The sequence below is a fragment of the Ruegeria sp. AB8 genome, assembly GCF_056542605.1.
Genome location: NZ_JBQGAB010000001.1, coordinates 61284 through 87157, shown reverse-complemented (window position 1 = coordinate 87157; position 25874 = coordinate 61284). Strand labels below are relative to the sequence as shown.

The following is a 25874-nucleotide window of genomic DNA, read 5'->3' as shown; positions in this document are numbered from 1 at the left end:
ATGCAGTTGGACACCCTCAAATCACTGGCAACATCTGTGAAGGATCACAGCATTCTGGACCTGTTCGACAGCGACGCTGACCGGGCGCACCAGTTTTCGGCATCTTCCGGGGATCTGCTGTTCGACTACTCCAAAACCCTGATCAACTCCGAAATCCGTGATGCCTTGACCGAGCTTTGCGATTCTGCGGGTCTGGCCGACAAGCGTACCGCCATGTTCGGCGGAGAAAAAATAAATCAGACCGAAGGGCGCGCGGTCCTTCACACCGCGCTGCGAAATCTGGATGGCGGGCCGGTTGAGGTCGATGGTCAGGATGTGATGCCAGAGGTTCTGGACACATTGCAGCGGATGCGCGTTTTTGCGGAAGAAGTGCGCGGTGGCTCGATCGTTGGGGCAGGGGGCAGCTTTACGGATGTAGTGAATATCGGGATCGGCGGATCCGACCTGGGGCCCGTCATGGCCACCCATGCGCTTTCGCCATACCATGACGGTCCAAGGCTGCACTATGTCTCGAACGTGGATGGTGCGCATATTGCGGATACTTTGCGCCAGCTGGATCCCACGCGAACGCTGGTCATAGTCGCCTCCAAGACGTTCACGACCATCGAAACAATGACCAACGCCCGGACAGCGCGCGCCTGGATGCTGGACGGCGGCGGCGACCCGACCCGTCAATTTGCCGCCGTGTCAAGCGCGCTTGACAAGACGCAGGCCTTTGGCATCCCCGAAGACCGCGTATTTGGTTTCGCCGACTGGGTCGGCGGGCGCTATTCCGTCTGGGGGCCAGTTGGCCTGCCGGTGATGATCGCCGTCGGGTCCAACGCCTTTGACGCGTTCCTGCGTGGCGGTCAGGCAATGGACCTGCATTTCCGGTCGGCTGAGTGGTCCGAGAATATGCCGGTGATGCTGGCGCTTGTTGGTGTATGGCACCGTCAGGTACTGGGCTATCCCAGCCGCGCCGTTTTGCCCTATGATCAGCGTTTGCTGCGTCTTCCGGCCTATTTCCAACAGCTTGAAATGGAATCGAACGGCAAGTCGGTCGCCATGGATGGCAGCCCGTTGACCGTGCCGTCTGGCCCGGTTGTCTGGGGAGAGCCGGGAACAAACGGACAGCACGCCTTTTATCAGCTGATCCACCAGGGCACCGACATAATCCCGTGCGAGTTCATGGTGGCCGCAGAAGGACACGAACCTGAACTGGCGCATCACCACCGCCTTTTGCTGGCCAATTGCCTTGCCCAATCCGAAGCGCTTATGCGCGGGCGTTCGCTGGACGAAGCGCGGTCGCGGATGGCAGACAAGGGGTTGAAGGGCGATGAGCTGGAGCGGCAGGCGCGTCACCGCGTGTTTCCGGGAAACCGTCCATCCTCGACGCTGATCTATCCAAAGCTGACCCCGTTTGTGCTGGGCCAGATCATTGCACTCTATGAACATCGGGTGTTCGTGGAGGGCATTTTGCTGGGCATCAACTCGTTCGACCAATGGGGCGTTGAGCTGGGCAAAGAGCTTGCCACATCTCTGGGACCAATCGTCGACGGCGACGAAAAGGCTTCGGAAAAGGACGTTTCGACCGCTGCCTTGGTAGACTACGCCCTGCGTCACAGAGCCTGAATTCCCTAATAACACCGGCGCCCTTAGCGCGGTTTTGTACAATCTTTTATTGTCAGACAATTAAATGATTGGCAGGATTTTTCGGGGGAGACGCTCTGATCAGACCGCCGAGACTTGGTCCGGTGCAGATTGATGATCAGGGATCAGCGCTGCAGGCCTCCTGCGGCGCAGCCAAAGGGAGGATGCCCATGCTGGGACAGATGATGACGCAGCCATTGCTGATTTCGTCGCTGATTGATCATGCGGAACGCTATCACGGACAGACCGAGATTCATTCGGTAGAAACCGATGGAACCATCACACAGACCAACTGGTACGAGATTTCACGAAATGCGCGTCGGCTTGCGTCCGCACTTGCGCAACTGGGCCTGCAGCCGCAGGACCGGATTGGTACCCTTGCATGGAACAACCGCCGCCATCTGGAAATCTACTATGCAACTTCGGGGGCCGGGTATGTCTGCCATACTGTGAACCCGCGCCTGTTTCCCGAACAGCTTACATACATCATCAACCACGCAAAGGATCGGGTCCTGTTCTTTGACGCGACCTTCATCCCCTTGGTCGCGGCGCTGCGCGACAAACTGACCGAAGTACAGCACTACGTACTGATGGGACCGAGAAATCAGGATGCCCTGTCGCAGATCCCAGGATTGCAGTTCTATGACGAGCTACTGGAAACCGGCAAGGCGGACTTTGATTGGCCCAGCTTTGATGAAAATACCGCTGCGGGCCTGTGCTACACGTCCGGAACAACCGGGAACCCAAAGGGGGTTCTGTATTCCCATCGTTCGACGGTGCTGCACAGCTTTGCGTCGAACGCTACGGATGTCATCGGGTTTTCGGCGGTTGATGTGGTCCTGCCGGTTGTTCCGATGTTTCACGTCAATGCCTGGGGGTCGCCCTATGCCTGTGCCATGTCCGGATCACGCATGGTTCTGCCTGGCCCTGATCTGCACGGGGAAGCGCTGGTCAAGCTGATCGACAAATATGGCGTTACGCTGGCCATGGGTGTGCCGACGATCTGGCAGGGTTTGCTGGCATATGCCGAACAGTCCGGCAGCAAACTGGCCAGTCTGAACCGTACGGTGATCGGTGGTGCCGCATGCCCGCCATCAATGATCGAAACGTTCAGGGAATCCTATGGTGTCGACACGGTGCACGCCTGGGGCATGAGCGAGATGAGCCCCCTGGGCACCGCGAATGTTGCTTTGGCAAAACACCGTGACCTACCGGTTGAAGAACAGCACAGGTTGCGCGAAAATCAAGGTCGCCCGCCGTTTGGGGTCGAGCTGAAAATCGTGGATGACGCAGGCAACGATCTGCCGCACGACGGAAAGACGCAGGGCGATCTGTTGGTGCGCGGGCATTGGGTGCTGGACAGCTATTTCCGGATGCAGGACGAGGATCTATTGCAGGATGGCTGGTTTGCGACCGGAGACGTCGCCACGCTGGACGCGGACGGATACATGACGATCCGCGACCGGTCCAAGGACATCATCAAGTCGGGTGGCGAATGGATCAGTTCGGTCGAACTGGAGAACATCGCCGTTGCACATCCACAACTGGCCACGGCCGCCGTTGTCGGCGTACCGCACCCCAAATGGGGCGAGCGCCCGCTGCTTGTGGCGGTCCGCGCCGAAGGGCAGGATCCGGCGCCGGACGAGATATTGTCGTTCTTTGATGGGAAAATCGCCTCGTGGCAAATCCCGGACAAGGTCGTCTTTGTCGACGTCCTTCCACTGAGTGCAACCGGCAAGGTGATGAAACGCATTTTGCGTTCAGATCACGCGAATGCGCTGACCGGTTAAGCTCTTGGTTTTCTGGAAATTTGGCTCCGGCGGTAGGGATCGAACCTACGACCAATTGATTAACAGTCAACTGCTCTACCGCTGAGCTACGCCGGAACTGAGCTGCGTGTATCAACAGGCAAAGCGGAGGTCCAGATGCAAATACGTTTTTTTGAGGAGTGAAGTACAAGATCCTCTGATCTGATACGGCGGCGACTCAAGGCGGACTTTCCTTGACGGCGCGGCCAACGGCCTCGTTAAGCCCAAAGACGGCATTCAAATTTTGTATTCTACCGCCCTTCAGATATCAGGTTGCTCTGAGTATTCTGCAGTCTTTTTGGCCAGCCCGCCCAGAGGGTCAAAATGCCCAACGATCACATATCCTACTGAACAATCCTTGCGCCTTGTGCGTTCCGCAAAGCTGCCCCGGGAAATAGGCTGGTCAAATCATGAAAACATACTTTTCTACAGTGGTTTAGGTGCCAGCTGAACGGTACGTGTAACACAACCGGCCAAAACGAGTTGGCCGCCAGAGCGCAATCTGGCGACGGTTCTTCTGGACTATTCTCTCCTTGACGACGGAACAAAATCCAACGGCGCTTCGACCGGTACCGGCTCTTCCCGATCCAGGCTTTTCTTGAATTCGGTGGCAATGCGGGCGGCATGTGCAATGACCCATGTATGCAGGTATGGATAATTGAAGGGTTCGCGCTCCTGCGGGTCGACGTCGAGGTTGATGATGTGCGGCGTGGCCAGCTCAAGCGCCGGATCCGTGAAAGTTCGCTGTAGAACAAGGACGACTTTGAAGTTGCGCCATTTTACGCCGTACATCCGGTCACCCATCCAGTAGGGGAAGCCGTCGCGGGCCGAGAATTCAGAGGACCCTTCGAAGAATGCGCGTTGATCCACCCCGTCTATGATACGATCCTGAGGCACTTCTGCGCCGGCCCATAGCGCCAGGGTTGTAAACATATCGGTGATGTGAACTATCTCGTTCGATTTCAGCCCCTCGGGAACGACGCCGGGATACCGGATCATTGCCGGCGTCCTGAGCGATCCTTCCATGCCAGTGAAGTATGTGCCGTTCCAGAATCCGGGATGGCCGCGATCAGGCTCCAGTTCCTCCGGGCCATTGTCTCCGGAGAAGACAACTATGGTATTGTCCCGCAGCCCCCTGTCATCGAGAAATGCCATCAGCTCGGCAAAATCCGCATCAAGCTGGGCCAGGCTGTCCGCCCAGTCACCATGACCGGTTTTGCCTTTGAATTCCGGTCGCGGAGCAACCGGCATGTGCATCAGAGTATGGTTGAAATAAAGAAAGAACGGGTTTTCCGCGGCAAGGCTGCGATCAATAAAGTCTTTCGAGCGATCAAGATATTCACGGTCGAGGCTGAGTTTTACAGGAACGGTGAGTTCCTCAATGTTCTGTGGTGCCTCTCCTCGTATGGACTCCATGACATAGGCCACGGGGTCTCTTTCAGGGTCATGCCATGGATCATCGGCCCAAAAGGCTTCGTCGTAGCTGTGCGCAATCCCAATCCATTCATCGAAACCCTGATCGGTTGGCCAGCGCCCCTCCGAGGCGCCAATGTGCCATTTGCCAACGATCGAGGTTGCGTACCCAATGTCTGATAGGAGTTCGGCAAGCGTACGTTCCCAAGTGACAAGCCCGCCTTCGCTTCCGGCCAGAGCCACAGTCTGATTGCCTGATCGTATTGAGTACCGCCCGGTCATAAGGGCGGAACGCGACGGCGTGCACTGCGTTTCTGGCGCAAAGTTCATAAGTTGCATGCCTTCTTCGGCAAGCGCATCCAGGTGCTCAGTATGGGCGCCGCGAAGTATACCGCCGCCATATGCACCAAGCTCGCCATAGCCGAGGTTGTCGACAAGAAAATAGACGATATTGAGCCTGTCTTGGGCGGATGCGGTCGAAACTAGTCCCACGAGGAACACTGCCGAACAGACAAGTGACTTGAACATTAGAATATCCCGGATTGCACCAAACCATAACGTCAATGCTACACATTTTGTGGGAGTCACAAAATGAGATATATATGCCAAAGTACGTCAGGATCAGCCGACCAGGCGGTAGTGAAACACTCATGGCGGTTGGGAGCCCCTCTCGATTGAAGGCTCGTGACCCTAGGAATCGGTCTGTTTCTAGCCCCGATGAGCTTCCGCTTGATGCGGGCATCAGATCTTTGATTGCAAATTCAGCTCTACGATGCGGCAAAAGGTGGTTTTGTCCGCAAGGCAGCCCTCCTCACAGGCCGCAGTAAACGATCGGTATCCTTAATTCCGATTATTCCAGAAAGGTGCTGCAATCTTCAGCTCTGAGGCCGTCCATGATCGATTGGTCTCGAATCCATTGACTACCGTTTTGCGCTATCAAAAAAATGATAGCAGGTGATTGTTGTCTGAATGGCGGCGTTGCCTGTTCGTTGCCGCCGGAGTCTTGGCAATGAAATGAATGGGCATCAAGGACGTACATTCTTCTTAAGAAGTGCAAGTTCTTTAAACAGGAGGCAGAAACTTTGAGGAGATTTGGCTCCGGCGGTAGGGATCGAACCTACGACCAATTGATTAACAGTCAACTGCTCTACCGCTGAGCTACGCCGGAACTGAGGGCCGTATAGCAACCTCGGATTTCGCCGTCCAGAGCAGAACGACCGGAAGAACGAAAATTCTTTTCGACTTATTCCACCCTGTGAAAACAAGCGTCGGTCGACAATTTTCCTGTCGGACGGACGCGCGATTTTCCCCAAAGATCAACAAGATGCGCAAAAACATTCCGCTCGGCTGCCGGCAGAAGTGCTTCTGGCGTGTCGGTGTAAATTCGTGCGGCAAGCTCACGGGCGGTGCCGGGGTTGTGGCTGAGCGTCTGCAGTATCTGGGCTTCACGGCTTCTTCGGTGGCTGATCAGCCAGTCCAGCCGGACGGCGGGATCGGCAATGGGTGCACCATGTCCCGCATGAAAGACAGACCAGTCACGGGCACGAAGACGTTCACAGGCGACCATGAAATCGGTCAGATCCCCGTCCGGCGGAGACACCAGAGAACTGGCCCAGCCCATCACGTGATCCGCTGTAAAGCACACATCACCCCAGGCGAGCGCGATGTGGTTTCCCAGATGGCCCGGCGTATGAATAACCTCGACCTGCCAGCCGTCGCCGTCAACGGTTTCGCCGTCTGCCAGTTCGACATGCGGGCGAAAATCCCCGTCTATTCCTTCACCACCGCCAACAAGGCCGTTTTGCGCAAGTTCGCGCATTACGTTGCTGCGCCCGGCCTCGGGGCCGCCAAAAGCCAGAACCGGCGCACCGGTACGGGCCGACAACGGAGCGGCGAGGGGAGAATGGTCCAGATGGCTGTGGGTGACAAAGATGTGGCTGATCTTCTGCCCAGGGTTCAGCGCGCCCAGAATGGCGTCGAGATGCGGTTCGCTGAGGGGGCCGGGGTCGATAACCGCGACGTCGCCTGATGAGCCCAGCAGATAGGTATTGGTCCCGCGATACGTCATCGGTGACGGGTTTGGAGCCACAATACGTCGGAGGCCGGGTTGCAATTGCTCGGCCTGTCCTGTCGGCGGGTCGAAATCGTCAGGGGCTTGCATGGGCGATGTGCTCTTTCTCTTGCCGGTGCGGCTCGCTAGGTTTAGCGCATGTCAACGCATTGGCTCAAACCATATATGCCGCGCAGCCTGTACGCCCGGGCTGCCCTGATCATCGTTCTGCCGGTGGCTGTCCTGCTGCTGGTGGTGGGAATCGCGTTTCTGCAAAAACACCTGGAGGATGTCACCGCGCAGATGACGCGCGCGACGTCGCGCGAAGTGATGCTGGTGACCGAGGCCGTTGAACACGCGGAAACGCAGCAGCAGGTGTTGGCTGCGTTACGGCCCGAACTGGCCACGCTTGAAATGCAGCTTCGGTTTCTTGACCTGAACGAACAGCCCGATGTCGGCAGGCGGCGCTGGTACGATTTCATCGCGCCTCAGGTGGAAGCAGAATTGCGAGCGTTGATTCCGAATCTGACGGCTGTGGCCCTTCCCAGCGGTCACGAAGCCCGGCTGTACCTGGATACGGACCTGGGACTGCTACAACTGACATTCGATCGTCGCCGTCTGTCACCTACAACACCGCATCAGTTGATTGTGACGATGGTGTTCTTCGCCATAGTGATGACAACGATATCGTTTCTGTACATGCGCAATCAGCTGCGACCGATCACCCGGCTGGCAAACGCGGCCCAGGCCTTCGGGCGGGGCAGGGTCGTGCCGTATTCACCCGGAGGCGCCACCGAAGTCCGCGCGGCAGGAAGCGCCTTTCTGGACATGCGCGCGCGGATCGAACGTCAGATGGAACAACGTACCCTGATGTTGTCGGGGGTCAGCCACGACCTGAGAACGCCGTTGACGCGTCTGAAACTGGGTCTGTCGATGTTGCCCGAGGATGAAGCAGCGCCCCTATTGCAGGATGTAGACGAGATGCAATCGCTGCTGGATGCATTTTTGGAGTTTTCGCGGGGCGCTGCCGAGGGCGCACCGGAAGAAGTGAACCCGGAAATCCTTTTACGGCAGATTGTGGACGACGCACAACGCGCCGGTCTTGCGGTTGAATTGGTTTCAGTCGAAGGCGGAGGAACCGTGATGTTGCGCCCGACGGCATTTCGGCGCGCCGTTGAAAATCTGATCGGTAATGCGGTTCGCTATGGCGACAGGGCAGAGGTCAGTCTGACCCTGACGCAGAAGTCGTTGCGGGTCAGGGTCGAAGATGACGGACCCGGCATCCCTGCGGAACAGCGCACCGAGGCGGTCAAGCCCTTCACCCGGCTTGATCCGTCCCGGAATCAAAACAAGGGCAGCGGCGTGGGATTGGGGCTGGCGATTGTGGCCGACATAGCCCGCGCGCATGGCGGCGTTTTGCGGCTGGCCGAAAGCAGCCGACTGGGCGGACTGTGTGCGGATATCATTATTGGACGGTAAAGGCAGTTCCGGCGCGAATCGTGGCAACTGTTCCAGAGGGTTTTCGGTGCGGCTTGTTCAAACTGCGCTCCGCCGGAAGAACACCCAGAAATTTTTGTCTTTTCGGTCTTCGTTTCATATTTCGGCTAAAAGCAAATTGAGTGCCTTGGCCGGTCGTCGTGAATGCAAAAGCGTTACACCGTTGACATTGTCCGGGCATTCCCCGAATTACTTTGGGAGGCAAGGGCCGTTAGCTCATCTGGATAGAGCGCCAAATTCCTAATTTGGAGGCAGCAGGTTCGAGTCCTGCACGGCTCACCACTTTTCCGGTATCCACCCTCTCGCTGCACAAGGTTTGCCACAACTGGCTAAGGTTATGATTCTGGTCCGCGAATCGGATCTATTGTTCCTTGTCCAACTAACACCCGAACAGTGCCTGAACGTAATATGGGGAAATCCACTCTCCTAGGGGATGAGGGACTTGAACCCCCAACCAAAGCGTTATGAGCGCTCTGCTCTAACCAATTGAGCTAATCCCCCAGGAACAGGCGCTACGTACAGCAATGTTATCGGCACGCCAAGAGTGTTCAGTGCTCAATCTGAAATTCTTGGCGTTCACGACATCCGGCGGCGTTCAGTGACACACCTGTTGCGCCTGACCGTTGCAACGCGCGGCGCAATCGAATAACCCGCGCGAATAGCATTCAGGAAGGGTTGGCCATGACAGCGGGCAAGAACGGAATCACCTATGCTGACGCAGGTGTCGATATTGATGCGGGAAACGCATTGGTGGACCGCATTAAACCTGCGGCCAAGCGGACCAACCGTTCTGGAGTGATGAGCGGCCTGGGCGGGTTTGGCGCCTTGTTCGATCTGAAAGACGCTGGATACACCGATCCGATCCTGGTGGGTGCCACGGACGGAGTAGGAACGAAACTGCGGATTGCCATTGATACTGGCGTTGTCGACGGCGTGGGCATCGATCTTGTCGCCATGTGCGTCAACGACCTGATCTGTCAGGGGGCCGAGCCGCTGTTTTTCCTGGACTACTTTGCGACCGGCAAGCTGGATACCGATACGGCCGCCCGGATCATCGAAGGTATTGCTGAAGGTTGCGTTCAGTCCGGCTGTGCCCTGATCGGCGGTGAGACGGCGGAAATGCCAGGCATGTATCCGGAAGGAGATTTCGATCTGGCCGGATTCTCGGTCGGTGCCATGGAACGCGGTGCGCATCTGCCGGCAGGTGTGCAGCAAGGCGATGTTCTGCTGGGACTGGCGTCCAATGGGGTGCACTCCAACGGGTATTCGCTGGTGCGCAAACTGGTCGAGATGTCGGGCCTGGGCTGGGATGCAGATTCTCCGTTTGGTGACGGGTCGTTGGGCGAGGCATTGCTGACCCCGACACGGCTTTATGTGAAACAAGCACTGCAGGCGATCCGGGCCGGGGGCGTACATGCGCTGGCCCATATTACCGGCGGCGGTCTGAACGAAAACCTGCCTCGGGTTCTGCCCGACGATCTGGGTGCCGAAATCGATTTGAGTTCGTGGACACTACCTCCGGTCTTTGGCTGGATGGCTCAGGTCGGCGGCATTGCCGAGGCCGAGATGCTCAAGACTTTCAACTGCGGTATCGGCATGATCGTTGTCTGCGCCGCTGACCGTGCTGATGATTTGGCAAACCTTCTGACAGAGACCGGAGAAGCCGTTTCCCACATTGGCACCGTTACCGATCAGTCCGGTGTGTCCTATTCCGGGAAATTGCTGTGAGCCATAAGCGCGTCGCCATCCTGATTTCCGGTGGCGGATCGAACATGGTGTCTTTGGTTGACAGTATGACTGACGACCATCCGGCGCGGCCCTGTCTGGTTTTGGCCAATAACGCGCAGGCCGACGGGTTGAAAAAGGCGACGGATCGGGGCATTCCGACCGCTGTGGTGGATCACCGCCCATTCAAGGGCGATCGCGCCGCTTTCGAAGCCGAACTGCTGAAACCCTTGCAGGAAGCACAGCCGGATATTGTGTGCCTCGCCGGATTCATGCGGGTGCTGACCGGCGATTTCGTTTCACAGTTTCAGGGCAGAATGCTGAATATCCACCCCTCACTGTTGCCGAAGTACAAAGGTCTGGACACGCATGCCCGGGCTATCGCGGCGGGCGACGCAGAGCATGGATGCTCGGTGCACGAAGTCACCGCCGCGCTGGATGACGGACCGATACTGGGACAGGCGCGAGTCAGGGTCGAAGATGGCGATACGCCGGAATCTTTGGCGGAGCGCGTGCTGGCCTGGGAACACAAACTTTATCCTGCCGTGCTGAGAAGGTATGCAGAAGGCAACAGGTCGCCAGTTCTGCTGCCGTGATCCGCTGTGAGTGATTTACACGCGGCTGTTATTCTGCCTATGGTTTGCTCAAAGGCTCGGGACGAGGTCAAAAACGGGCGGTTAAAAGAACAAGAGCAAGAACAGTACGGCGAATGAAAACCCTGACAACGACGCAAGAACTGGCCGCATTCTGCAAGGCCGCGGCGGACTTCCATTATGTCACCGTGGACACCGAGTTTCTGCGCGAGCGTACTTATTATTCGAAACTCTGCCTGGTTCAGCTTGCCGTCCCTTCCAACGACGAAGACAGCGCCGTTCTGGTGGACCCACTGTCGGATGGGCTGTCGCTTGAACCGCTTTTCGACCTGTTTCGGAATGAGGACGTCGTCAAGGTGTTCCACGCTGCGCGTCAGGATCTGGAGATTTTCTGGGTCGAGGCGGGTGTCTTCCCAAAACCCTTGTTTGACACACAGGTGGCCGCAATGGTCTGCGGATTTGGCGAACAGGTCGGCTATGAGACGCTTGTGCGCAAGATTTGCCGACAGGGCGTCGACAAGACTTCTCGCTTTACGGATTGGTCACGGCGCCCGCTGACCGATGCGCAAAAGACCTATGCGCTGGCGGACGTGACCCACCTGCGTCAGATTTACGAACATCTGGCGGCTGAGCTGGAAAAAACACGCCGCAGCCATTGGGTGGCTGAAGAACTGCGCACTCTGACCGAGGCCGGGACTTATGAAATGCGGCCTGAGGAAGCTTGGAAGCGTGTCAAAACGCGCACGAATTCGGCAAGATTTCTGGCTGTCGTGCGTGAGCTTGCCAAGTTTCGCGAGGCATACGCGCAGGAAAACAATGTGCCACGCAGCCGCGTGTTCAAGGATGACGCATTGATCGAGCTGGCATCGACCAAACCGAAAACGGCGTCAGATCTGGGCGGTTCACGTTTGTTGCTGCGCGAGGCGCGCAAAGGCGCAATTGCCAACGGGATTCTGGCAGCGGTTGAAACAGGTGTGAATTGCCCTTCGTCGGATCTGCCGCTGGTCGACAAGGCGCGCGACAACCTCAAGGTCAACCCGGCGCTATCTGACTTGCTGCGCGTTCTGCTGAAGTCAAAAACCGAGAGTTCGGGTGTGGCGGCCAAACTGATTGCAACCAGTTCCGAGCTGGATCAGATCGCAGCGGGCGAACGTGAACTGCCAGCCATGTCGGGTTGGCGGTTTGAGGTGTTCGGTGAAGACGCCCTGAAACTGTGTGAGGGCAAGATCGCCCTGGCCGCCAAAGGGCAGGTCGTGAAGGTCGTTTCCCTCTGACGCCGATCAGCGCCGCCGCGATTCCAACGTGTTCTGCTGGCCGACCACCCGCACCAGACGGATGGATTGCAGATCCTGCAGGCTGACATTGATCGCGTCCGAAACCATCCGGGACCGCTCGGAGCCCTGACGCGTCTGGGCTTTTGGGTAATTTACCCGAAAGCCAAATTCCAGAACGCCGTTTTTCGAGTTCTCTTCACTAACAACAGGAACCAGACGCGCATTGAAGGCGCCCTGGCGTATTGCCGTGCCGGATGCATAGACAATTGCGCCCGAAGGTGTTGGATCGATCCTCAGTTCATCGATCCTTGCCAGCAGGACGCTCGTATCCGCTTCTTCGGGGCGGGAAAACAGGCCGGTTCCGGTGCGTTGCTTCGGGATAAGCGCATTGGCTTCGTCGACCGGAACTTCCTCCGTTGGGGGCGTGCCCGGACCAAACCAGTTCGAAGGGTTCGCCCGAGAATCGCGCCAACTATTGCAGGCAGACAGGGTCAACGATGCGACCATTAGAAAGGTGAGTGTTTTTTTCATGGTCTCAAAGCCCTGAGCAGTAGTTCCGACAATGGGTTAGCGCAATTTCCATGCTTTGAAAAGCCGGACTGGGACTGGACAGACGCGCATGCTCGGCATAGGTCAAAAAAGTGAAGGTAACAAAAGGACCGCGGCAACATGGCAACGCCTGCCTTTGAAGAGATCGTCGAGGATTTCGAATTCCTTGAGGACTGGGAAGACCGGTATCGTCATGTCATCGATCAGGGCAAGGCGATGAAACCTCTGGACGAGGCGCTGAAGGTTCCGGCCACAAAGGTTCATGGATGCGCCAGCCAGGTCTGGCTGCATCCGATGATCGACAACGGTGTGTTTCGTTTTGATGGCGACAGCGATGCACTGATCGTGCGCGGCCTGATTGCGGTGTTGCGGTCGTTGTACAATGGGTTGCCAGTGCGTGACGTGCCGATGGTGGACGCCGGCGGGGAACTGGCGAGATTGGGTCTGAATGATCATTTGTCAGCGCAACGGTCCAACGGCCTGCGTTCGATGATCGAACGGATTCGCGACGTAGCGCGGGAAAACGCTTGATCGGGACGGGCGAGCGGCCAGTCGCGCGCACCCCGAGGTATTTTCAGACAGAAGAAGACCGGGCTGCCCAGTCTGCCAGCGTGGTTTCGAGATCTCCGTACCCGGTAAACCGCCGCTCGAATTCCAGGCCCATGCGGTCGGCGCATTCGCGCGCGCGAGCGGTCAGATCGGGGTCGTCGGTTTGTGCCTGGTAAACCAGCTTGGTGTAGTTGCCAAAATACATGTCGCGCAGCTCAGGGTGCCGGTCGAGGCCCAGAGGTTTCCAAATGAACGCATCGAACTGGCGGGCCAGAAAGTCGGTCAGATAGAAAGCCGTGGTTTCATCCTCGCCGCGCGCCTCGAACCGGGTGTTACCTTCGAAGAAGGAATAGCAATGCGGTCCCTGAACCATTTCGACACCCAGTTCGGCGCACGCCTTTTGCAACAGCCCTCCAGTACCGCAATCGGCGTACACAACAAAGATCTGGTCATAATTGTCGCGGTGTTTGGCGACGGCGTCCTCAACGGCCTGAGTGATGCGATCGGGGTGGATGTGCAGGATGGCAGGCAGGCAGGTCAGCGCCAAGTGATCCCAACCGTTACGCTTTTTCAGATCCAGTATTTCACGTGCCAGCGCGCCGCAAGCCAGCAAAAGGATGCGCCCCTGCTTTTCATCGCTGGAATAGCCTTCGTTTGTAAGGCTGGCATCGTTAGGTATGCGGTCCTGTTGCATTGCGTTGCCTCCCCGGCAGTCCTTTGATCAGAAAAGGCGCGATCCATCCATGTGGCAAGCCCTGTCGCGAAATCGATTGGCAACACGGCAAGAATTGCGACCGGGCGAACAAAAAAGCCGCCCAGTGGCGGGCGGCTTAACGAACTCAGTCCTGAGCTTTTCAGCCCGCCATTTGATTGTGCTTGCGCGACACAAAGTCCTTGGCGGTTTCCACAGCCACGGCCGCATCGCGGCAATAGGCGTCTGCGCCAATCGCTTTGCCGAACTCTTCGTTCAGGGGCGCGCCGCCTACCAGAACAATGTAGTCATCGCGAACGCCCTGTTCGACCAGGGTGTCGATCACCACCTTCATGTAAGGCATTGTGGTGGTCAGAAGGGCCGACATGCCCAGAATGTCCGGCTCTTCCGATTCCAGCGCTTCCAGGTAGTTTTCGACCGGGTTGTTGATGCCGATGTCGACCACGTCAAAACCGGCACCTTCCATCATCATCGACACGAGGTTTTTGCCGATGTCGTGGATGTCGCCTTTGACGGTTCCGATCACCATCTTGCCCACGCGTGGGGCACCGGTTTCGGCCAGCAGCGGCTTCAGGATCGCCATGCCACCCTTCATCGCGTTTGCAGCCAGGAGTACTTCGGGAACGAACAGGATGCCGTCACGGAAGTCATGGCCAACGATGGTCATGCCGCCGACCAGCGCTTTGGTCAGAATGTCGTAGGGGGTCCATCCGCGTTCCAGCAGGATGTTCACACCTTCTTCGATTTCTTCTTTCAGGCCGTCATAAAGATCGTCGAACATCTGTTCGACAAGTTCGTCGTCATTCAGTTCGGACAGGACGATGTCTTCCTCATCGGACATGGGGCATTTCCCTGAGCTGTGCGGACCCTTGGCCCGTGGTGGCGTTTTTCCCGTTTTGACCATTTTGCCGCAGTTCGACTGTGACGATTGCGACGTCGGCCGTTCCGGGACCGACTTATAGGTCAAATTATTGACCCGCCCGAATGAATAATTTGCAGAATGATCCTGCAACTCATTCAGATTATGGCAAAGCCACGGACCTATGGCCTGGCTCTGGATTCCATCGCTGTAGCGCGGCGATAATTTGGCGGAAATCGATGCTTGTGTCGGGGAAAAGCTGCATCTAAATTGCTATAGAACAAAAAAAGAACAACGGGATGCAGCAACCTAACATTCGTGGCAGAGGTGTCGCGACAAACGCAACGGGGCGGTTTGAACGGTTGCAAACCATTGCCTGCGATGACGGCTGGGACATTGAAGAAGATCTTCCGCCCTTACGGACGGAACTGCGAGATGAATCCGCCCGCAGCCTGATCACCTATAACCGGTCGCCGGATCTTTCGTTCGACAGATCGATTAACCCTTATCGCGGGTGCGAACATGGGTGCGTGTATTGTTTTGCTCGCCCGACTCATGCCTATCTGGGATTGTCGCCGGGCTTGGATTTTGAAACCCGTCTGATTGCGCGCCCCAACGCCGCCGAAATCCTGCGGCGCGAGATGTCATCCAAAAGCTACCGGGTTGCGCCAATAGCAATCGGTACGAATACCGATCCCTATCAGCCGGTCGAGAAAACCCGTTTGATTACAAGGTCGTGCCTGTCCATTCTCAAGGACTTCCAGCATCCGGTCGCGGTTGTCACCAAGGGTGCGCTGATCGAACGAGATCTGGATATTCTGGCGCCCATGGCTGAACGCGGATTGGCGTGCGTCGGGGTTTCTTTGACGACGCTGGATGCGCAACTGTCCCGCAGGCTTGAGCCTCGTGCACCATCGCCACAGCGCCGCCTGCGGATGATCCGGCAGTTGGCTGGGGCAGGGGTCCCGGTTCGTGTCATGACCTCACCGGTCGTGCCCGGGCTGACGGACCACGAGCTCGAAAACCTGCTTGAGGCCGGGAAGGAGGCCGGGGCCAAGTCCGCTAGCTGGATCATGCTGCGCCTGCCACGGGAAGTCTCGGAGCTTTGGCGCGAATGGCTGTTGGAGCATGAGCCGGCACGGGCGAACAAGATCATGTCATTGTTGCGGGACATGCATGGAGGACGTGAATACGACCCGCGTTGGGGTCACAGAATGCGCGGCGAAGGTGAATATGCGCAGATCATCGCCAAACGCTTCAGGCTGGCGACCAAACGATTGCAACTGAGTACCCGGACAACGCCTTTGCGGTGTGACCTGTTTGAACGGCCGCCTCAGGCTGGGGACCAACTTAGCCTCTTCTAACGAAAAACGCCCCGGGCAGGCCGGGGCGTTCTGCATAATAGTCAGCGGCGATCAGCGGTTTTCGATATCCACATAGTCGCGCATTGTTTCGCCCAGATACAGCTGGCGCGGACGCCCGATCTTGTTCTGAGGATCGGCGATCATCTCTTTCCACTGGCTGACCCAGCCAACGGTGCGGGACAGCGCAAAGATCGGGGTGAACATCGAAGTCGGGAAACCCATCGCCTCAAGAATGATGCCCGAGTAAAAGTCGACATTCGGGAACAGTTTCTTCTCGGCGAAATACGGGTCATCCAGCGCCTGCTTTTCCAGCGCCTTTGCAACCTGCAGTTTTGGGTTGTCTTCGATACCCAGCAGGTCCAGAACCTCGTCCGCCGATTGCTTCATCACCTTGGCGCGGGGGTCAAAGTTCTTGTAGACGCGGTGGCCAAAGCCCATCAGGCGGAACGGGTCGTTCTTGTCCTTGGCGCGGGCGATGTACTCCGGAATACGATCCACGCTGCCGATCTCTTCCAGCATCTCAAGACAGGCCTGGTTGGCGCCGCCATGCGCAGGACCCCAAAGGCATGCAACACCCGCTGCGATACAGGCAAACGGGTTCGCGCCCGAAGACGAAGCCAGGCGCACGGTCGAGGTCGAGGCGTTCTGCTCGTGATCTGCGTGCAGCGTCAAAATCCGGTCCATTGCTCGGCTCAGGATCGGGTTTACTTCATATTCCTCTGCCGGCACTGCAAAGCACATGCTCAGGAAGTTGGACGCATAATCAAGATCATTGCGCGGATAAACGAAGGGTTGGCCGATGTGGTACTTGAACGCCCAGGCGGCAATTGTCGGCATCTTGGCGATCAGACGGTGCGACGCGACTTCACGCTGGTGTGGGTCGGAAATGTCGGTCGAGTCGTGATAAAACGCCGACATTGCGCCAACAACGCCCACCATGATCGCCATCGGATGTGCGTCCCGGCGGAAGCCACGGTAGAAGTATTGCATCTGCTCATGCAGCATGGTGTGGCGCGTGATTGTGGTTTCGAACTTCTCCAGATCCTTTGCGACCGGCAGTTCCCCGTAAAGCAGCAGATAGCAGACTTCGAGGAAATGCGACTTCTCGGCCAGTTGGTCGATTGGATAGCCCCGATGCAGCAACTCACCCTTTTCGCCGTCGATGTAAGTGATCGTGCTGTCGCAGCTTGCGGTCGAAGTGAAGCCGGGATCATAGGTAAAGACACCCGCCTCGCTGTACAGTTTGCGGATATCGATGACGTCGGGCCCGGCGGTCGGCGAATGAACCGGCAACTCATAATCCTTGCCATGGACATTCAGAGTGGCTGTTTTTTTGCTGTCGGTCATCTTTATCCCTTCCTCAATCATGCGCTGGCCGGATCACAGTCCGACCTTGCGGCGACGGCTGTACGCAGGCGTACAGACCGGGTGTTAGCCGAGCAGCGTTACCCGAATATGAAGATTGGGTTTATTTCGCTGCATCAGAAAGCCGTGCCAGGGTTTCATCCCGTCCCAGCACAAGCATCATGTCAAAAACCGAAGGCGTTACAGCCCGACCCGCCAGCACTGCCCGCAAGGGACCAGCCAGCTTGCCGAACTTGAGCCCCTGAGATTCAGCAAACGAATTCAGGGCGTCCTCCAGCTCGCTTCGCGTCCAGCTAACATTTTGCACGTGCGGCGTCAATTCTCCCAGTATACCATCGGATACAGATGAAAGAGCTTTTGCCGCTTTCTCATCGGGTTCGATGGGGCGCGACGTCAGCACAAAATGTGCTTTTTCAAGCAGTTCGGGGAAAGTCCGTGCCCGATCCTTGAGGCAATACATCGCACGCTCGAGATCACTACTTTGTGTCGCGCTGAGAGCAGGTTCGCCAGCGGCGGCCAAGTAGGCTCCGATTTCCTGCCGCAGCGCAGCATCGTCCGAAATCGCGACGTGCTGGCCGCACAGGTTTTCCAGCTTTTTCAGATCGAAACGGGCCGGGCTTTTGCCGATACCGTCCAGGTCGAACCATTCTTTGGCCTGTGCATCGGTGAAGAACTCATCATCCCCGTGGCTCCAGCCCAGGCGCGCCAGATAATTGCGCATTCCAGCAGCAGGATAACCCATTGCCTGGTATTCCTGTGCCCCCAATGCGCCATGGCGTTTGCTGAGTTTCTTGCCGTCAGGCCCGTGAATCAGCGGGATGTGGGCCCAGACCGGGACATCCCAGCCCATCGCCTGATAGATCATCATCTGGCGGGCAGCGTTATTAAGATGGTCGTCGCCACGAATGACGTGGGTCACGCCCATATCGTGATCATCGACCACGACGGCCAACATATAGACGGGGGTGCCGTCCGACCGCAGCAGAACCATGTCGTCCAACTGGTCGTTGCGAATGGTTACGTCGCCCTGAACCTGATCGCGGATAACGGTGCTGCCTTCCTTCGGGGCCTTGATGCGGATCACATACGGCGCGTCGGGGTGCGAGGCCGGGTCGGCGTCGCGCCAGGGGCTGCGGAAAAGGGTCGATTTTCCCTCGGCGCGCGCCTGTTCGCGGAAGGCGGCGATCTCGTCCTGAGTCGAGAAACACTTGTAAGCCTTGCCTTCGGCCAGCAACTCCAGCGCAACTTCGGCGTGGCGGTCCGCGCCCTCGAACTGGCTGATCACATCCCCGTCATGATCCAGACCCAGCCAGGCCATGCCCTGCAGGATGGCTTCTGTTGCTTCCGGGGTCGAACGTTCACGGTCGGTATCCTCGATCCGCAGCAGGAACTTACCGTCACGTCCCCGCGCATACAGCCAGTTGAACAGCGCGGTCCGCGCGCCACCGATATGCAGAAAGCCGGTGGGGGAAGGGGCAAAACGGGTGACGACCTGATCGGACATTGTGTTGATTAACCTTTTGGTAACCGTGTCGGGTTTAGTTTGGCGCCTGTCTAACGAGCCCGAAGGACGGGGGCAACCATGCGCGTTCTTGCACGGATTGAGGTCGCGCTGCGGAACCAGAGTGGGTCTTTGTTCCACTGGTCTCCGGTTTGTCTGGCCGCGGGTATTGGCCTGTACTTCAGTTTGCGGTTCGAGCCGGACCGGGAGCTGTATGTTTGGGTGGCTGGAATTGGCTTGGCAATCGGGATCCTCGGGGTTCGGTTGCGGTCCGGCTGGGCGGCGTTGGCATTGGGGGGTGCGCTGATCGCTGGCGGGTTCATTCTTGCTGGCGCGCGTTCCCACATGGTGGCAGAGCCGGTCCTGTCGTGGCGTTACTACGGCCCGGTCGAGGGGCGGGTCGTGGCCCTGGATCGCTCTGCGTCGGATGCGCTGCGGGTCACGCTGGACCGGGTACGACTAGGGGATCTACCCGTGAACAGCAGGCCCCGGCGCATCCGGCTTTCTTTGCACGGTAGTGTGGGGCCTCTGGTTCCGGGGCAACGGATTATGACAACGGCTCATCTTTCGCCACCCCATGGTCCGGTGGAACCTGGCGGGTTCGATTTCCGCCGACATGCATGGTTCCAGCGCCTGGGGGCCGTTGGATACACGCGCGTTCCAGTACTTACCACCGAAGCGGCGACAGTAGGTGATGGCCAAATTTGGATCGCGTCCTGGCGGGCCACGATTTCGAGCAAGGTTCGTTCAGTCCTGCCCGGTGAGGTCGGAGGATTTGCCGCTGCCGTTACAACAGGGGACCGCAGCGGCATGGGGCAATCCACGCTTGAAAGCCTGCGGGCCTCGAATCTGGCACATCTACTTGCGATATCCGGCCTGCATATGGGGCTGCTGACCGGGTTCGTTTATGTGATTTGCCGTATCGGGCTTTCTGCGGTTCCTCCATTGGCATTGCGCGCACCAGTTCGAAAGCTGGCAGCGCTGTGCGCTCTGTTCGCCGCCGTGATCTATCTGCTGCTTTCCGGTGGAAATGTCGCAACGGAAAGAGCCTTTATCATGGTTAGTGTCATGTTTGGGGCTGTGCTGATCGACCGGCGAGCGATCTCGCTGCGCGCGGTGGCGTTTGCCGCGCTGGCCGTTTTGGTTCTGCGCCCGGAATCTTTGCTGAGCCCGGGCTTTCAGATGTCATTTGCTGCCACTACAGCCCTGGTTGTTGTGTTTGGTGCATTGCGAGATTTTGGCCCGCTTCCCGGTCCCAAATGGCTTAGACCGGTTGCAGGAGTCCTCCTGTCATCTGCAATTGCAGGCCTGGCAACTGCCCCGATCGGCGCGGCGCATTTCAACACGATGTCGCACTACGGGTTGCTGGCGAACGTTTTGTCGGTACCTGTGATGGGAACAATCGTGGTCCCATCGGCCGTGGTTGCGGCCTTGCTGTCACCCTTTGGGCTGGAAGCACTAGCGTTAAGCGTCATGGGAATCGGCCTGCGCTGGATTTTGGGCGTTTCCGAATGGGTGTCAGGGCTGGAAGGCGCGCAGGGCTTTGTCGCCAGCCCACCAGACTTTGTGCTGCCGGTGTTTGCGCTGGGTGCTTTGTGGTTATCTCTGTGGCATGGCAAGGCGAGATGGGCCGGTGTGGTGCCCGTTGCCACGGCTTTTCTGTTGTGGGGGCAGGGGCATCGCCCCGAGGTTCTTATCGCCGATTCCGGCGCGTTGGTTGGTGTGATGACCGAGAACGGTCGGGCGCTGAGCAAGGCGAAAGGAAGCGGCTTTGTCGCGTCGGTCTGGCTTGAGAATGACGGTGACGGTGTTGATCAGGTGCTTGCAGCCGGAAGGTGGCCGCAGACGGATAAAAAAATCGCCCGATATGACCTGAAAGGCACTGAACTGGTACATCTGTCCGGCAAAAAGGCGGTTCAACTGTTTGATGAATGCAAATCCAACCAGATCATCGTGTCTGCTTTTGAACTGTCGTTGAGCGGGGGATGCCAAATCATCGATGCTGGGATTCTGCGACAGACCGGCAGCCTTTCCATCTCGGGTCAGACTGTGCGAACAAGCTCGGAACTGTCGGGCCAAAGGCTATGGTCCCCGGGCAGGCCCGGGAACTCCTGAGCGGTCAGTAAGTTCGGATCAGGCCGACGAGTCGCCCCTGAACCCTGACTTTGTCCTCGGGCAGAACACGGGTTTCATAGGCCGGGTTTGCGGCTTCCAGCGCAATGGCTTGGCCACGGCGGAAGAACCGTTTCAATGTCGCTTCCTGCTCTTCAACAAGGGCCACCACGATATCGCCGTTGTCTGCGGTCGATGTTTCCCGGATTACAACCACGTCACCGTCGTTGATCCCGGCATCGATCATCGAGTCACCGCGAACCTCAAGCGCATAGTGTTCGCCCTTGCCGGACACCATCGTGCCGGGAACCGCCACGCGATGCGATACATGGCTGATCGCTTCGATCGGGACACCAGCAGCGATCCGCCCCATGACCGGCAATTCCAGTGCGTCGACTGAAACAGGTTCGAAATTCGCAGGGCGCGGGCCCGCTGGTTTGTCACCTTCAATCACGCGGGGCGAGAATGCGGCCGTGGGTTCGCCGCCGAGACTTTCAGGCAGCTTCACGATCTCGATCGCGCGCGCGCGGTGGGCGAGGCGTCGAATAAACCCGCGTTCTTCCAATGCAGTGATTAGGCGATGAATGCCGGACTTCGATCTGAGGTCCAGCGCCGCCTTCATTTCATCGAAACTTGGCGGAACACCGTCCGACTGCACGCGTTTGTGGATGAATTCCAGCAAATCCAATTGCTTCTTGGTCAGCATTGCTCACACCTCGATGGTCATGCGTTTTCTTTTGTTCTACGCATGTTCACGTTTTGTGTCAACGGATTTGCCGTTTTCAGATCGGCAGGTACTGAACCTCGTCACCTGTATCGCGTGCGGGATCGTGCGGAGGGCGAACGATCAGCGCATTTGCCTGTGCAAGTACACTAAGCAGGGAACTGTCCTGATCCGCACAGGCCCGGATACCGTTTTCGTCCCGAACGGCGCGCATATAGTGTTCGCGCGGGCCGTTGTCCCCTACTGGTTCAGTCAGTTTCGCGGATCTGAGCGGTTGCAGCGTCTGCTCCAACCCCAGCATGCGTCGAACCATGGGAGCGAGGAACAGGTAGCCACATACCATGGCACTGACCGGGTTGCCCGGCAGACCCACCATAGCTGCATCCCCTAAACGTCCTGCCATCAACGGTTTTCCCGGGCGCATACGGATTTTGTAGAAGGCGCGCTGCATCCCAAGGCCTTGCGAAACGTCAGACACTAGGTCGTAGTCGCCAACTGACGCACCACCAATCGTAACCACCAGATCCGCTCCTTTCGCCAGAGCGAACGCGGTTTCAAGTGATGAGACCGTGTCCTGTGCGATCGGCAGCATTCGCACCTCGGCGCCCAACCCCTGCAGCAATGCATGCAAGCCAAAGGTGTTGGAGGCAATGATCTGATCCGGGCCGGGTATTTCGCCGGGCATTACAAGTTCATCGCCCGTCGAGATCAACGCGACCACCGGTTTGCGTGTCACCGGTACGACCGGGATGTTCATGGCAGCCATCAGAGCCACGTCTTCGGCACGAATCTGGCGCGGCGCGGTGATTTTGGCACCGGCTCTGAAATCCACTCCGGCAGGACGTATGTTCGTTTTCTGACCAGGTGTATCCGTTATGGTGATCAGATCCCCCCGGCGCTCGACATCTTCCTGAATGACCACGAAATCGGCACCATCCGGTACCGGGGCGCCGGTGAAGATCCGAACGGCCTGTCCCGGGCCGACAGTTCCTTCGAAACGTTGGCCTGCTGCGGATTCACCCACCAGTTTGAACATCGCATGAAGTTCAACTTCGGCCGATTTGACGGCGTATCCGTCCATTGATGATGCCGCGAATGGAGGCTGATCTCGTGTGGCTGCTACATCTTGATTCAGAACGCGGCCTGCGGATTGGGCAAGCGGGACATGTTCGACTGGCAATGGTTCAACCAGGTCAAACAGCAGTTCCCGGGCTTCATCAACGGTGATCATTCCGCCTCATAACGCCTTGATTTTCCGCCGTCTTTCAGAAGAACGCGGATGCCCCCGATCTCCATTGCCTTGTCCACGGCCTTGGCCATGTCATACACCGTCAATGCAGCGGTAGACACGGCGGTCAGCGCCTCCATCTCGACGCCGGTTTGGCCGGACGTCTTAACCGTCGCCTCAATCCGTACACCCGGCAGATCGGGATCAAGCATCAGTTCCACCGATACTTTCGTCACAGGCAGGGGGTGGCACAGAGGGATCAGGTCTGGCGTCTTTTTTGCACCCATGATGCCCGCAAGGCGCGCAATACCCAGGACATCACCCTTTTTGGCCCGACCTTCGGAAATAATTTCAAAGGTTTCCTGTGCCATCCTGATGTGGCCGGCTGCAACGGCGATACGGTCCGTCACGGCCTTGTCAGACACATCCACCATGTGCGCCTGACCCTGAGCGTCAAAATGAGTCAATGGCATCACATCCCTCCGGGAACCAGAGGACGTGCTAACAGGGCGCGGGTCGCTGCCTCGACATCATCCTGACGCATCAGGCTTTCGCCGATCAGGAAACAGCGCGCGCCGTACCGAGCGATATCAGCCAGATCTTCCGGCGATCCCAGACCGCTTTCACAGACGATGGTTCGATCGGCCGGAACCAGCTTTGATAGTCGCCGCGTTGTGTCAAGAGTGGTCTCGAACGTTTTGAGATTACGGTTGTTTATTCCGATCAAAGGGCTTTTCAAAGCTGCCGCGCGTTCAAGTTCTGCCTCGTCATGTACTTCGATCAGGACGTCCATGCCCCAATCGAATGCGGTCTGTTCCAATTCGGCGGCCTGAGAGTCCTCGACGGACGCCATGATGATCAGAATGCAATCGGCACCAAGCGCACGGGCCTCAATCACCTGATAGGGGTCGTACATGAAATCCTTGCGCAGAACGGGCAAGGAAACGGCCTCGCGCGCCTGAACAAGATATTCCTTCGCGCCTTGAAAACTGGGGGTATCGGTCAGAACAGAAAGGCAGGCGGCACCACCATCCTCGTACGCTTTGGCCAGTGCGGGAGGATCAAAATCCGGGCGTATCAACCCTTTCGACGGACTGGCTTTTTTGATCTCTGCGATCAGCCCATACCCAGAACGCGCGGCGGTGTGCAATGCTTCGGCGAACGCACGAACTTCGGGTGCTTCGCGTGCCTCGCTTTCCAGCGTTTCCAGTGCCTTATTCGCCTTATCTGCCGCAACCTCTTCCAGTTTGTAGGCTTTAATTTTGTCCAGAACGGTCTCTGTCATGCGGCTTCCTGTGTAATTCGGGCAAGAGTTGTGATTTTTTCCCGGGCTTTGCCGCTGTCGATACTCTCAACGGCCATTTCTACGCCGTCGCGCAAGTCACTAACAGCATCCGCAACGACAAGCGCCGCAGCAGAATTCAGCAGAACGGCGTCACGATAGGCCGATGGTGCGCCATCCAGTAGTGCCCGGAACGCAACTGCGTTTTCTTCCGGTGTGCCGCCAAGGATATCTTCGAACGGATGCACGGGCAGTCCGGCATCTTCGGGGTGCAGTTCAACCTCCTTAACGGTCCCGTCTTCCAAAGAGGCAACCCAACTGACGCCGGTGATTGTCAGTTCGTCGGTTCCGTCCGAGCCGTGAACCAGCCAGGCGTGCTCCGCCCCCAACAGGCCCAGGGTTTCGGCCATGGGCCGGATCAGATCGCGGCTGAACGCGCCGGTCAGCTGCCGTTTTACTCCGGCGGGGTTCGTAAGCGGGCCGAGGATATTGAAGATCGTTCGTGTGCCAAGTTCCTGTCGGCTTGGCATCACATGGGCAATTGCCGGATGATGCATGGGCGCCATCATGAAGCCAATGCCAGCTTCTTTCAAAGCTTTTTCAACTGTTTGCGGACCGACCATCACGTTGATGCCCAGTTGCCCCAGCGCATCTGCTGCACCGGATTTTGAGCTGAGATTGCGATTGCCGTGTTTTGCCACCGTTACACCCGCGCCGGCCACAACAAAGGCGGTTGCAGTGGAGATGTTCAGCGTACCCTTGCCATCGCCACCGGTGCCAACGATGTCAATTGCCCCGGGTGGTGCTTTGACGGCATTGCACTTTGCGCGCATGACGGCGGCGGCCGCGGCGTATTCATCCACGGTTTCACCGCGTGTGCGCATTGCCATCAGCAACCCGCCAATCTGACTGGGCGTGGCTTCGCCATCAAAAAGGATGCCAAAGGCCTGCTCGGCCTCGGCACGGGTCAGCGGGCGGTCGGCCGCGGCCCCGATCAGCGGTTTCAGTGCGTCGCTCATGCGGGGACTTTCAGTTCTTGCAGGAAGTTTTTCAACAGTGCGTGCCCATGCTCCGATGCGATGGATTCGGGGTGGAATTGGACGCCGTGGATCGGCAAATCCCGATGCTGCAGACCCATGATGGTGCCGTCCTCCAGTTCGTTCGTGATCTCAAGGCAATCAGGCAGGCTTTCGCGCTCCACGATCAGTGAATGGTACCGGGTTGCTTCGAACGGGGAAGGCAGGCCCGAGAAGACCCCTTTGCCTGTGTGGTGCATGATGCCCATCTTACCATGTACGATCTCGTGGCACCGCACGACTTTCCCGCCAAAGACCTGCCCGATGGTTTGATGTCCAAGACATACACCCATCAACGGAGTCCGTGTCTCGGCGGCCGCCTGCGTCAGGGCCAGGCAAATCCCGGCTTGATCCGGGTCGCAGGGACCGGGGCTGAGCAGAATGCCGGCCGGGTTCATGGCCATTGCCTCCTGCACGTCCAGCGCATCATTGCGGCGAATGACCATTTCGGCACCGAGTTCGCCCAAATAATGTACCAGGTTGTAAGTAAACGAGTCGTAGTTGTCGATCAGCAGCAGCATTTGGGCACTTGTCTCGGCTTGGGCATTTCGGGCTGGCGATGCA

22 protein-coding genes and 4 tRNA genes are annotated in these 25874 nt (G+C 57.8%); 10 read left to right on the top strand and 16 right to left on the bottom strand.

Annotated features, from left to right (window positions below):
* Both pgi and ACR0CG_RS00410 read left to right on the top strand, forming a co-directional pair.
* A complete protein-coding gene (gene pgi / locus ACR0CG_RS00415) occupies nt 1–1611 on the top strand; it encodes a glucose-6-phosphate isomerase (protein ID WP_480522368.1) in 1611 nt (536 codons plus the stop codon).
* A gap of 188 nt (nt 1612–1799) precedes the next feature.
* Nucleotides 1800–3419, top strand: a complete 1620-nt coding sequence (locus ACR0CG_RS00410) for a long-chain-fatty-acid--CoA ligase (protein ID WP_480522367.1) — start codon at nt 1800–1802, stop codon at nt 3417–3419.
* A 21-nt stretch (nt 3420–3440) separates the two neighbouring features.
* Here ACR0CG_RS00410 and ACR0CG_RS00405 read toward each other — a convergent pair.
* From ACR0CG_RS00405 to ACR0CG_RS00390, 4 genes are all read right to left on the bottom strand, one after another.
* A tRNA-Asn gene (locus ACR0CG_RS00405) sits at nt 3441–3515 on the bottom strand.
* Between the two features lie 444 nt (nt 3516–3959).
* On the bottom strand, nt 3960–5378 hold the full coding sequence (locus tag ACR0CG_RS00400) for a sulfatase-like hydrolase/transferase (RefSeq protein WP_480522366.1): 1419 nt from the start codon (nt 5376–5378) through the stop codon (nt 3960–3962).
* Nucleotides 5379–5943: 565 nt separating this feature from the next.
* Nucleotides 5944–6018: transfer RNA gene (locus tag ACR0CG_RS00395), tRNA-Asn, on the bottom strand.
* A gap of 75 nt (nt 6019–6093) precedes the next feature.
* Nucleotides 6094–7011: an MBL fold metallo-hydrolase gene (locus tag ACR0CG_RS00390; RefSeq protein WP_480522365.1), complete on the bottom strand. Its 918-nt coding sequence runs from the start codon at nt 7009–7011 to the stop codon at nt 6094–6096.
* Between the two features lie 48 nt (nt 7012–7059).
* Between ACR0CG_RS00390 and ACR0CG_RS00385 the strand changes: the two genes are divergently transcribed.
* Together ACR0CG_RS00385 and ACR0CG_RS00380 are read left to right on the top strand one after the other, a co-directional pair.
* Entirely contained in the window at nt 7060–8379 is a 1320-nt protein-coding gene (locus ACR0CG_RS00385) for an ATP-binding protein (RefSeq protein ID WP_480522364.1), read from the top strand.
* Between the two features lie 223 nt (nt 8380–8602).
* Nucleotides 8603–8679, top strand: a tRNA-Arg gene (locus ACR0CG_RS00380).
* A 145-nt stretch (nt 8680–8824) separates the two neighbouring features.
* On the opposite strand, the gene ACR0CG_RS00375 is transcribed toward ACR0CG_RS00380, so the two are convergent.
* A tRNA-Met gene (locus ACR0CG_RS00375) sits at nt 8825–8898 on the bottom strand.
* Nucleotides 8899–9078: 180 nt separating this feature from the next.
* Here ACR0CG_RS00375 and purM point away from each other — a divergent pair.
* The 3 genes from purM (at nt 9079) to rnd (ending at nt 11989) form a co-directional block, all read left to right on the top strand.
* Complete coding sequence (gene purM, locus ACR0CG_RS00370; protein ID WP_480522363.1) at nt 9079–10125, top strand: phosphoribosylformylglycinamidine cyclo-ligase; 1047 nt, start codon at nt 9079–9081, stop codon at nt 10123–10125.
* Nucleotides 10122–10718 carry a phosphoribosylglycinamide formyltransferase gene (gene purN, locus ACR0CG_RS00365; RefSeq protein ID WP_480522362.1) on the top strand — a complete coding sequence of 199 codons (597 nt, stop codon included), beginning with the start codon at nt 10122–10124 and terminating at the stop codon, nt 10716–10718. Before purM ends, purN begins: the two co-directional genes overlap by 4 nt.
* Before the next feature lie 113 nt (nt 10719–10831).
* Complete coding sequence (gene rnd / locus ACR0CG_RS00360) at nt 10832–11989, top strand: ribonuclease D (RefSeq protein WP_480522361.1); 1158 nt, start codon at nt 10832–10834, stop codon at nt 11987–11989.
* A 6-nt stretch (nt 11990–11995) separates the two neighbouring features.
* On the opposite strand, the gene ACR0CG_RS00355 is transcribed toward rnd, so the two are convergent.
* The gene (locus tag ACR0CG_RS00355) at nt 11996–12520 is read right to left on the bottom strand and encodes a hypothetical protein (RefSeq protein WP_480522360.1); all 525 of its coding nucleotides are present in this window, start codon (nt 12518–12520) and stop codon (nt 11996–11998) included.
* Nucleotides 12521–12658: 138 nt separating this feature from the next.
* Between ACR0CG_RS00355 and ACR0CG_RS00350 the strand changes: the two genes are divergently transcribed.
* Nucleotides 12659–13069, top strand: a complete 411-nt coding sequence (locus ACR0CG_RS00350) for a SufE family protein (protein ID WP_480522359.1) — start codon at nt 12659–12661, stop codon at nt 13067–13069.
* 43 nt (nt 13070–13112) lie between these two features.
* Here the strand turns inward: ACR0CG_RS00350 and ACR0CG_RS00345 are convergent, their stop codons facing one another.
* Together ACR0CG_RS00345 and ACR0CG_RS00340 are read right to left on the bottom strand one after the other, a co-directional pair.
* Nucleotides 13113–13781, bottom strand: a complete 669-nt coding sequence (locus ACR0CG_RS00345; RefSeq protein WP_480522358.1) for a DUF1638 domain-containing protein — start codon at nt 13779–13781, stop codon at nt 13113–13115.
* 160 nt (nt 13782–13941) lie between these two features.
* Entirely contained in the window at nt 13942–14640 is a 699-nt protein-coding gene (locus ACR0CG_RS00340; RefSeq protein WP_170614919.1) for a corrinoid protein, read from the bottom strand.
* Nucleotides 14641–14957: 317 nt separating this feature from the next.
* Between ACR0CG_RS00340 and ACR0CG_RS00335 the strand changes: the two genes are divergently transcribed.
* Entirely contained in the window at nt 14958–16022 is a 1065-nt protein-coding gene (locus ACR0CG_RS00335; protein ID WP_480522357.1) for a PA0069 family radical SAM protein, read from the top strand.
* Between the two features lie 51 nt (nt 16023–16073).
* Here the strand turns inward: ACR0CG_RS00335 and gltA are convergent, their stop codons facing one another.
* Both gltA and gltX read right to left on the bottom strand, forming a co-directional pair.
* Complete coding sequence (gene gltA / locus ACR0CG_RS00330) at nt 16074–17369, bottom strand: citrate synthase (RefSeq protein WP_170614921.1); 1296 nt, start codon at nt 17367–17369, stop codon at nt 16074–16076.
* Between the two features lie 121 nt (nt 17370–17490).
* A complete protein-coding gene (gene gltX, locus ACR0CG_RS00325; RefSeq protein WP_480522356.1) occupies nt 17491–18891 on the bottom strand; it encodes a glutamate--tRNA ligase in 1401 nt (466 codons plus the stop codon).
* 78 nt (nt 18892–18969) lie between these two features.
* Between gltX and ACR0CG_RS00320 the strand changes: the two genes are divergently transcribed.
* Nucleotides 18970–21003 carry a ComEC/Rec2 family competence protein gene (locus ACR0CG_RS00320; RefSeq protein ID WP_480522355.1) on the top strand — a complete coding sequence of 678 codons (2034 nt, stop codon included), beginning with the start codon at nt 18970–18972 and terminating at the stop codon, nt 21001–21003.
* Nucleotides 21004–21007: 4 nt separating this feature from the next.
* Here ACR0CG_RS00320 and lexA read toward each other — a convergent pair whose 3' ends face one another.
* From lexA to ACR0CG_RS00290, 6 genes are all read right to left on the bottom strand, one after another.
* Nucleotides 21008–21706: a transcriptional repressor LexA gene (lexA, locus tag ACR0CG_RS00315; RefSeq protein ID WP_170614924.1), complete on the bottom strand. Its 699-nt coding sequence runs from the start codon at nt 21704–21706 to the stop codon at nt 21008–21010.
* Nucleotides 21707–21782: 76 nt separating this feature from the next.
* On the bottom strand, nt 21783–22955 hold the full coding sequence (locus ACR0CG_RS00310) for a molybdopterin molybdotransferase MoeA (RefSeq protein ID WP_480522354.1): 1173 nt from the start codon (nt 22953–22955) through the stop codon (nt 21783–21785).
* Nucleotides 22952–23425: a cyclic pyranopterin monophosphate synthase MoaC gene (gene moaC, locus ACR0CG_RS00305; protein WP_480522353.1), complete on the bottom strand. Its 474-nt coding sequence runs from the start codon at nt 23423–23425 to the stop codon at nt 22952–22954. Before moaC ends, ACR0CG_RS00310 begins: the two co-directional genes overlap by 4 nt.
* On the bottom strand, nt 23425–24237 hold the full coding sequence (gene trpC, locus ACR0CG_RS00300) for an indole-3-glycerol phosphate synthase TrpC (RefSeq protein ID WP_480522352.1): 813 nt from the start codon (nt 24235–24237) through the stop codon (nt 23425–23427). The genes moaC and trpC overlap by 1 nt, the downstream gene beginning before the upstream one ends.
* The gene (trpD, locus tag ACR0CG_RS00295) at nt 24234–25253 is read right to left on the bottom strand and encodes an anthranilate phosphoribosyltransferase (protein ID WP_170805640.1); all 1020 of its coding nucleotides are present in this window, start codon (nt 25251–25253) and stop codon (nt 24234–24236) included. Before trpD ends, trpC begins: the two co-directional genes overlap by 4 nt.
* Entirely contained in the window at nt 25250–25831 is a 582-nt protein-coding gene (locus ACR0CG_RS00290) for an anthranilate synthase component II (protein WP_480522351.1), read from the bottom strand. Before ACR0CG_RS00290 ends, trpD begins: the two co-directional genes overlap by 4 nt.
* Nucleotides 25832–25874: the final 43 nt, after the last annotated feature.

Excerpts from the sequence above, each read along its gene's own strand:
- ACR0CG_RS00355 (WP_480522360.1), bottom strand. The coding sequence starts at position 12,520 with ATGAAAAAAACACTCACCTTTCTAATGGTCGCATCGTTGACCCTGTCT.
- ACR0CG_RS00390 (WP_480522365.1), bottom strand. The coding sequence starts at position 7,011 with ATGCAAGCCCCTGACGATTTCGACCCGCCGACAGGACAGGCCGAGCAA.
- ACR0CG_RS00320 (WP_480522355.1), top strand. The coding sequence starts at position 18,970 with ATGCGCGTTCTTGCACGGATTGAGGTCGCGCTGCGGAACCAGAGTGGG.
- gltX (WP_480522356.1), bottom strand. The coding sequence starts at position 18,891 with ATGTCCGATCAGGTCGTCACCCGTTTTGCCCCTTCCCCCACCGGCTTT.
- ACR0CG_RS00290 (WP_480522351.1), bottom strand. The coding sequence starts at position 25,831 with ATGCTGCTGCTGATCGACAACTACGACTCGTTTACTTACAACCTGGTA.
- moaC (WP_480522353.1), bottom strand. The coding sequence starts at position 23,425 with ATGCCATTGACTCATTTTGACGCTCAGGGTCAGGCGCACATGGTGGAT.
- purM (WP_480522363.1), top strand. The coding sequence starts at position 9,079 with ATGACAGCGGGCAAGAACGGAATCACCTATGCTGACGCAGGTGTCGAT.
- ACR0CG_RS00310 (WP_480522354.1), bottom strand. The coding sequence starts at position 22,955 with ATGATCACCGTTGATGAAGCCCGGGAACTGCTGTTTGACCTGGTTGAA.
- lexA (WP_170614924.1), bottom strand. The coding sequence starts at position 21,706 with ATGCTGACCAAGAAGCAATTGGATTTGCTGGAATTCATCCACAAACGC.
- trpC (WP_480522352.1), bottom strand. The coding sequence starts at position 24,237 with ATGACAGAGACCGTTCTGGACAAAATTAAAGCCTACAAACTGGAAGAG.
- ACR0CG_RS00385 (WP_480522364.1), top strand. The coding sequence starts at position 7,060 with ATGTCAACGCATTGGCTCAAACCATATATGCCGCGCAGCCTGTACGCC.
- trpD (WP_170805640.1), bottom strand. The coding sequence starts at position 25,253 with ATGAGCGACGCACTGAAACCGCTGATCGGGGCCGCGGCCGACCGCCCG.
- ACR0CG_RS00340 (WP_170614919.1), bottom strand. The coding sequence starts at position 14,640 with ATGTCCGATGAGGAAGACATCGTCCTGTCCGAACTGAATGACGACGAA.
- gltA (WP_170614921.1), bottom strand. The coding sequence starts at position 17,369 with ATGACCGACAGCAAAAAAACAGCCACTCTGAATGTCCATGGCAAGGAT.
- ACR0CG_RS00400 (WP_480522366.1), bottom strand. The coding sequence starts at position 5,378 with ATGTTCAAGTCACTTGTCTGTTCGGCAGTGTTCCTCGTGGGACTAGTT.
- rnd (WP_480522361.1), top strand. The coding sequence starts at position 10,832 with ATGAAAACCCTGACAACGACGCAAGAACTGGCCGCATTCTGCAAGGCC.
- pgi (WP_480522368.1), top strand. The coding sequence starts at position 1 with ATGCAGTTGGACACCCTCAAATCACTGGCAACATCTGTGAAGGATCAC.
- ACR0CG_RS00335 (WP_480522357.1), top strand. The coding sequence starts at position 14,958 with ATGCAGCAACCTAACATTCGTGGCAGAGGTGTCGCGACAAACGCAACG.
- ACR0CG_RS00410 (WP_480522367.1), top strand. The coding sequence starts at position 1,800 with ATGCTGGGACAGATGATGACGCAGCCATTGCTGATTTCGTCGCTGATT.
- ACR0CG_RS00345 (WP_480522358.1), bottom strand. The coding sequence starts at position 13,781 with ATGCAACAGGACCGCATACCTAACGATGCCAGCCTTACAAACGAAGGC.
- ACR0CG_RS00350 (WP_480522359.1), top strand. The coding sequence starts at position 12,659 with ATGGCAACGCCTGCCTTTGAAGAGATCGTCGAGGATTTCGAATTCCTT.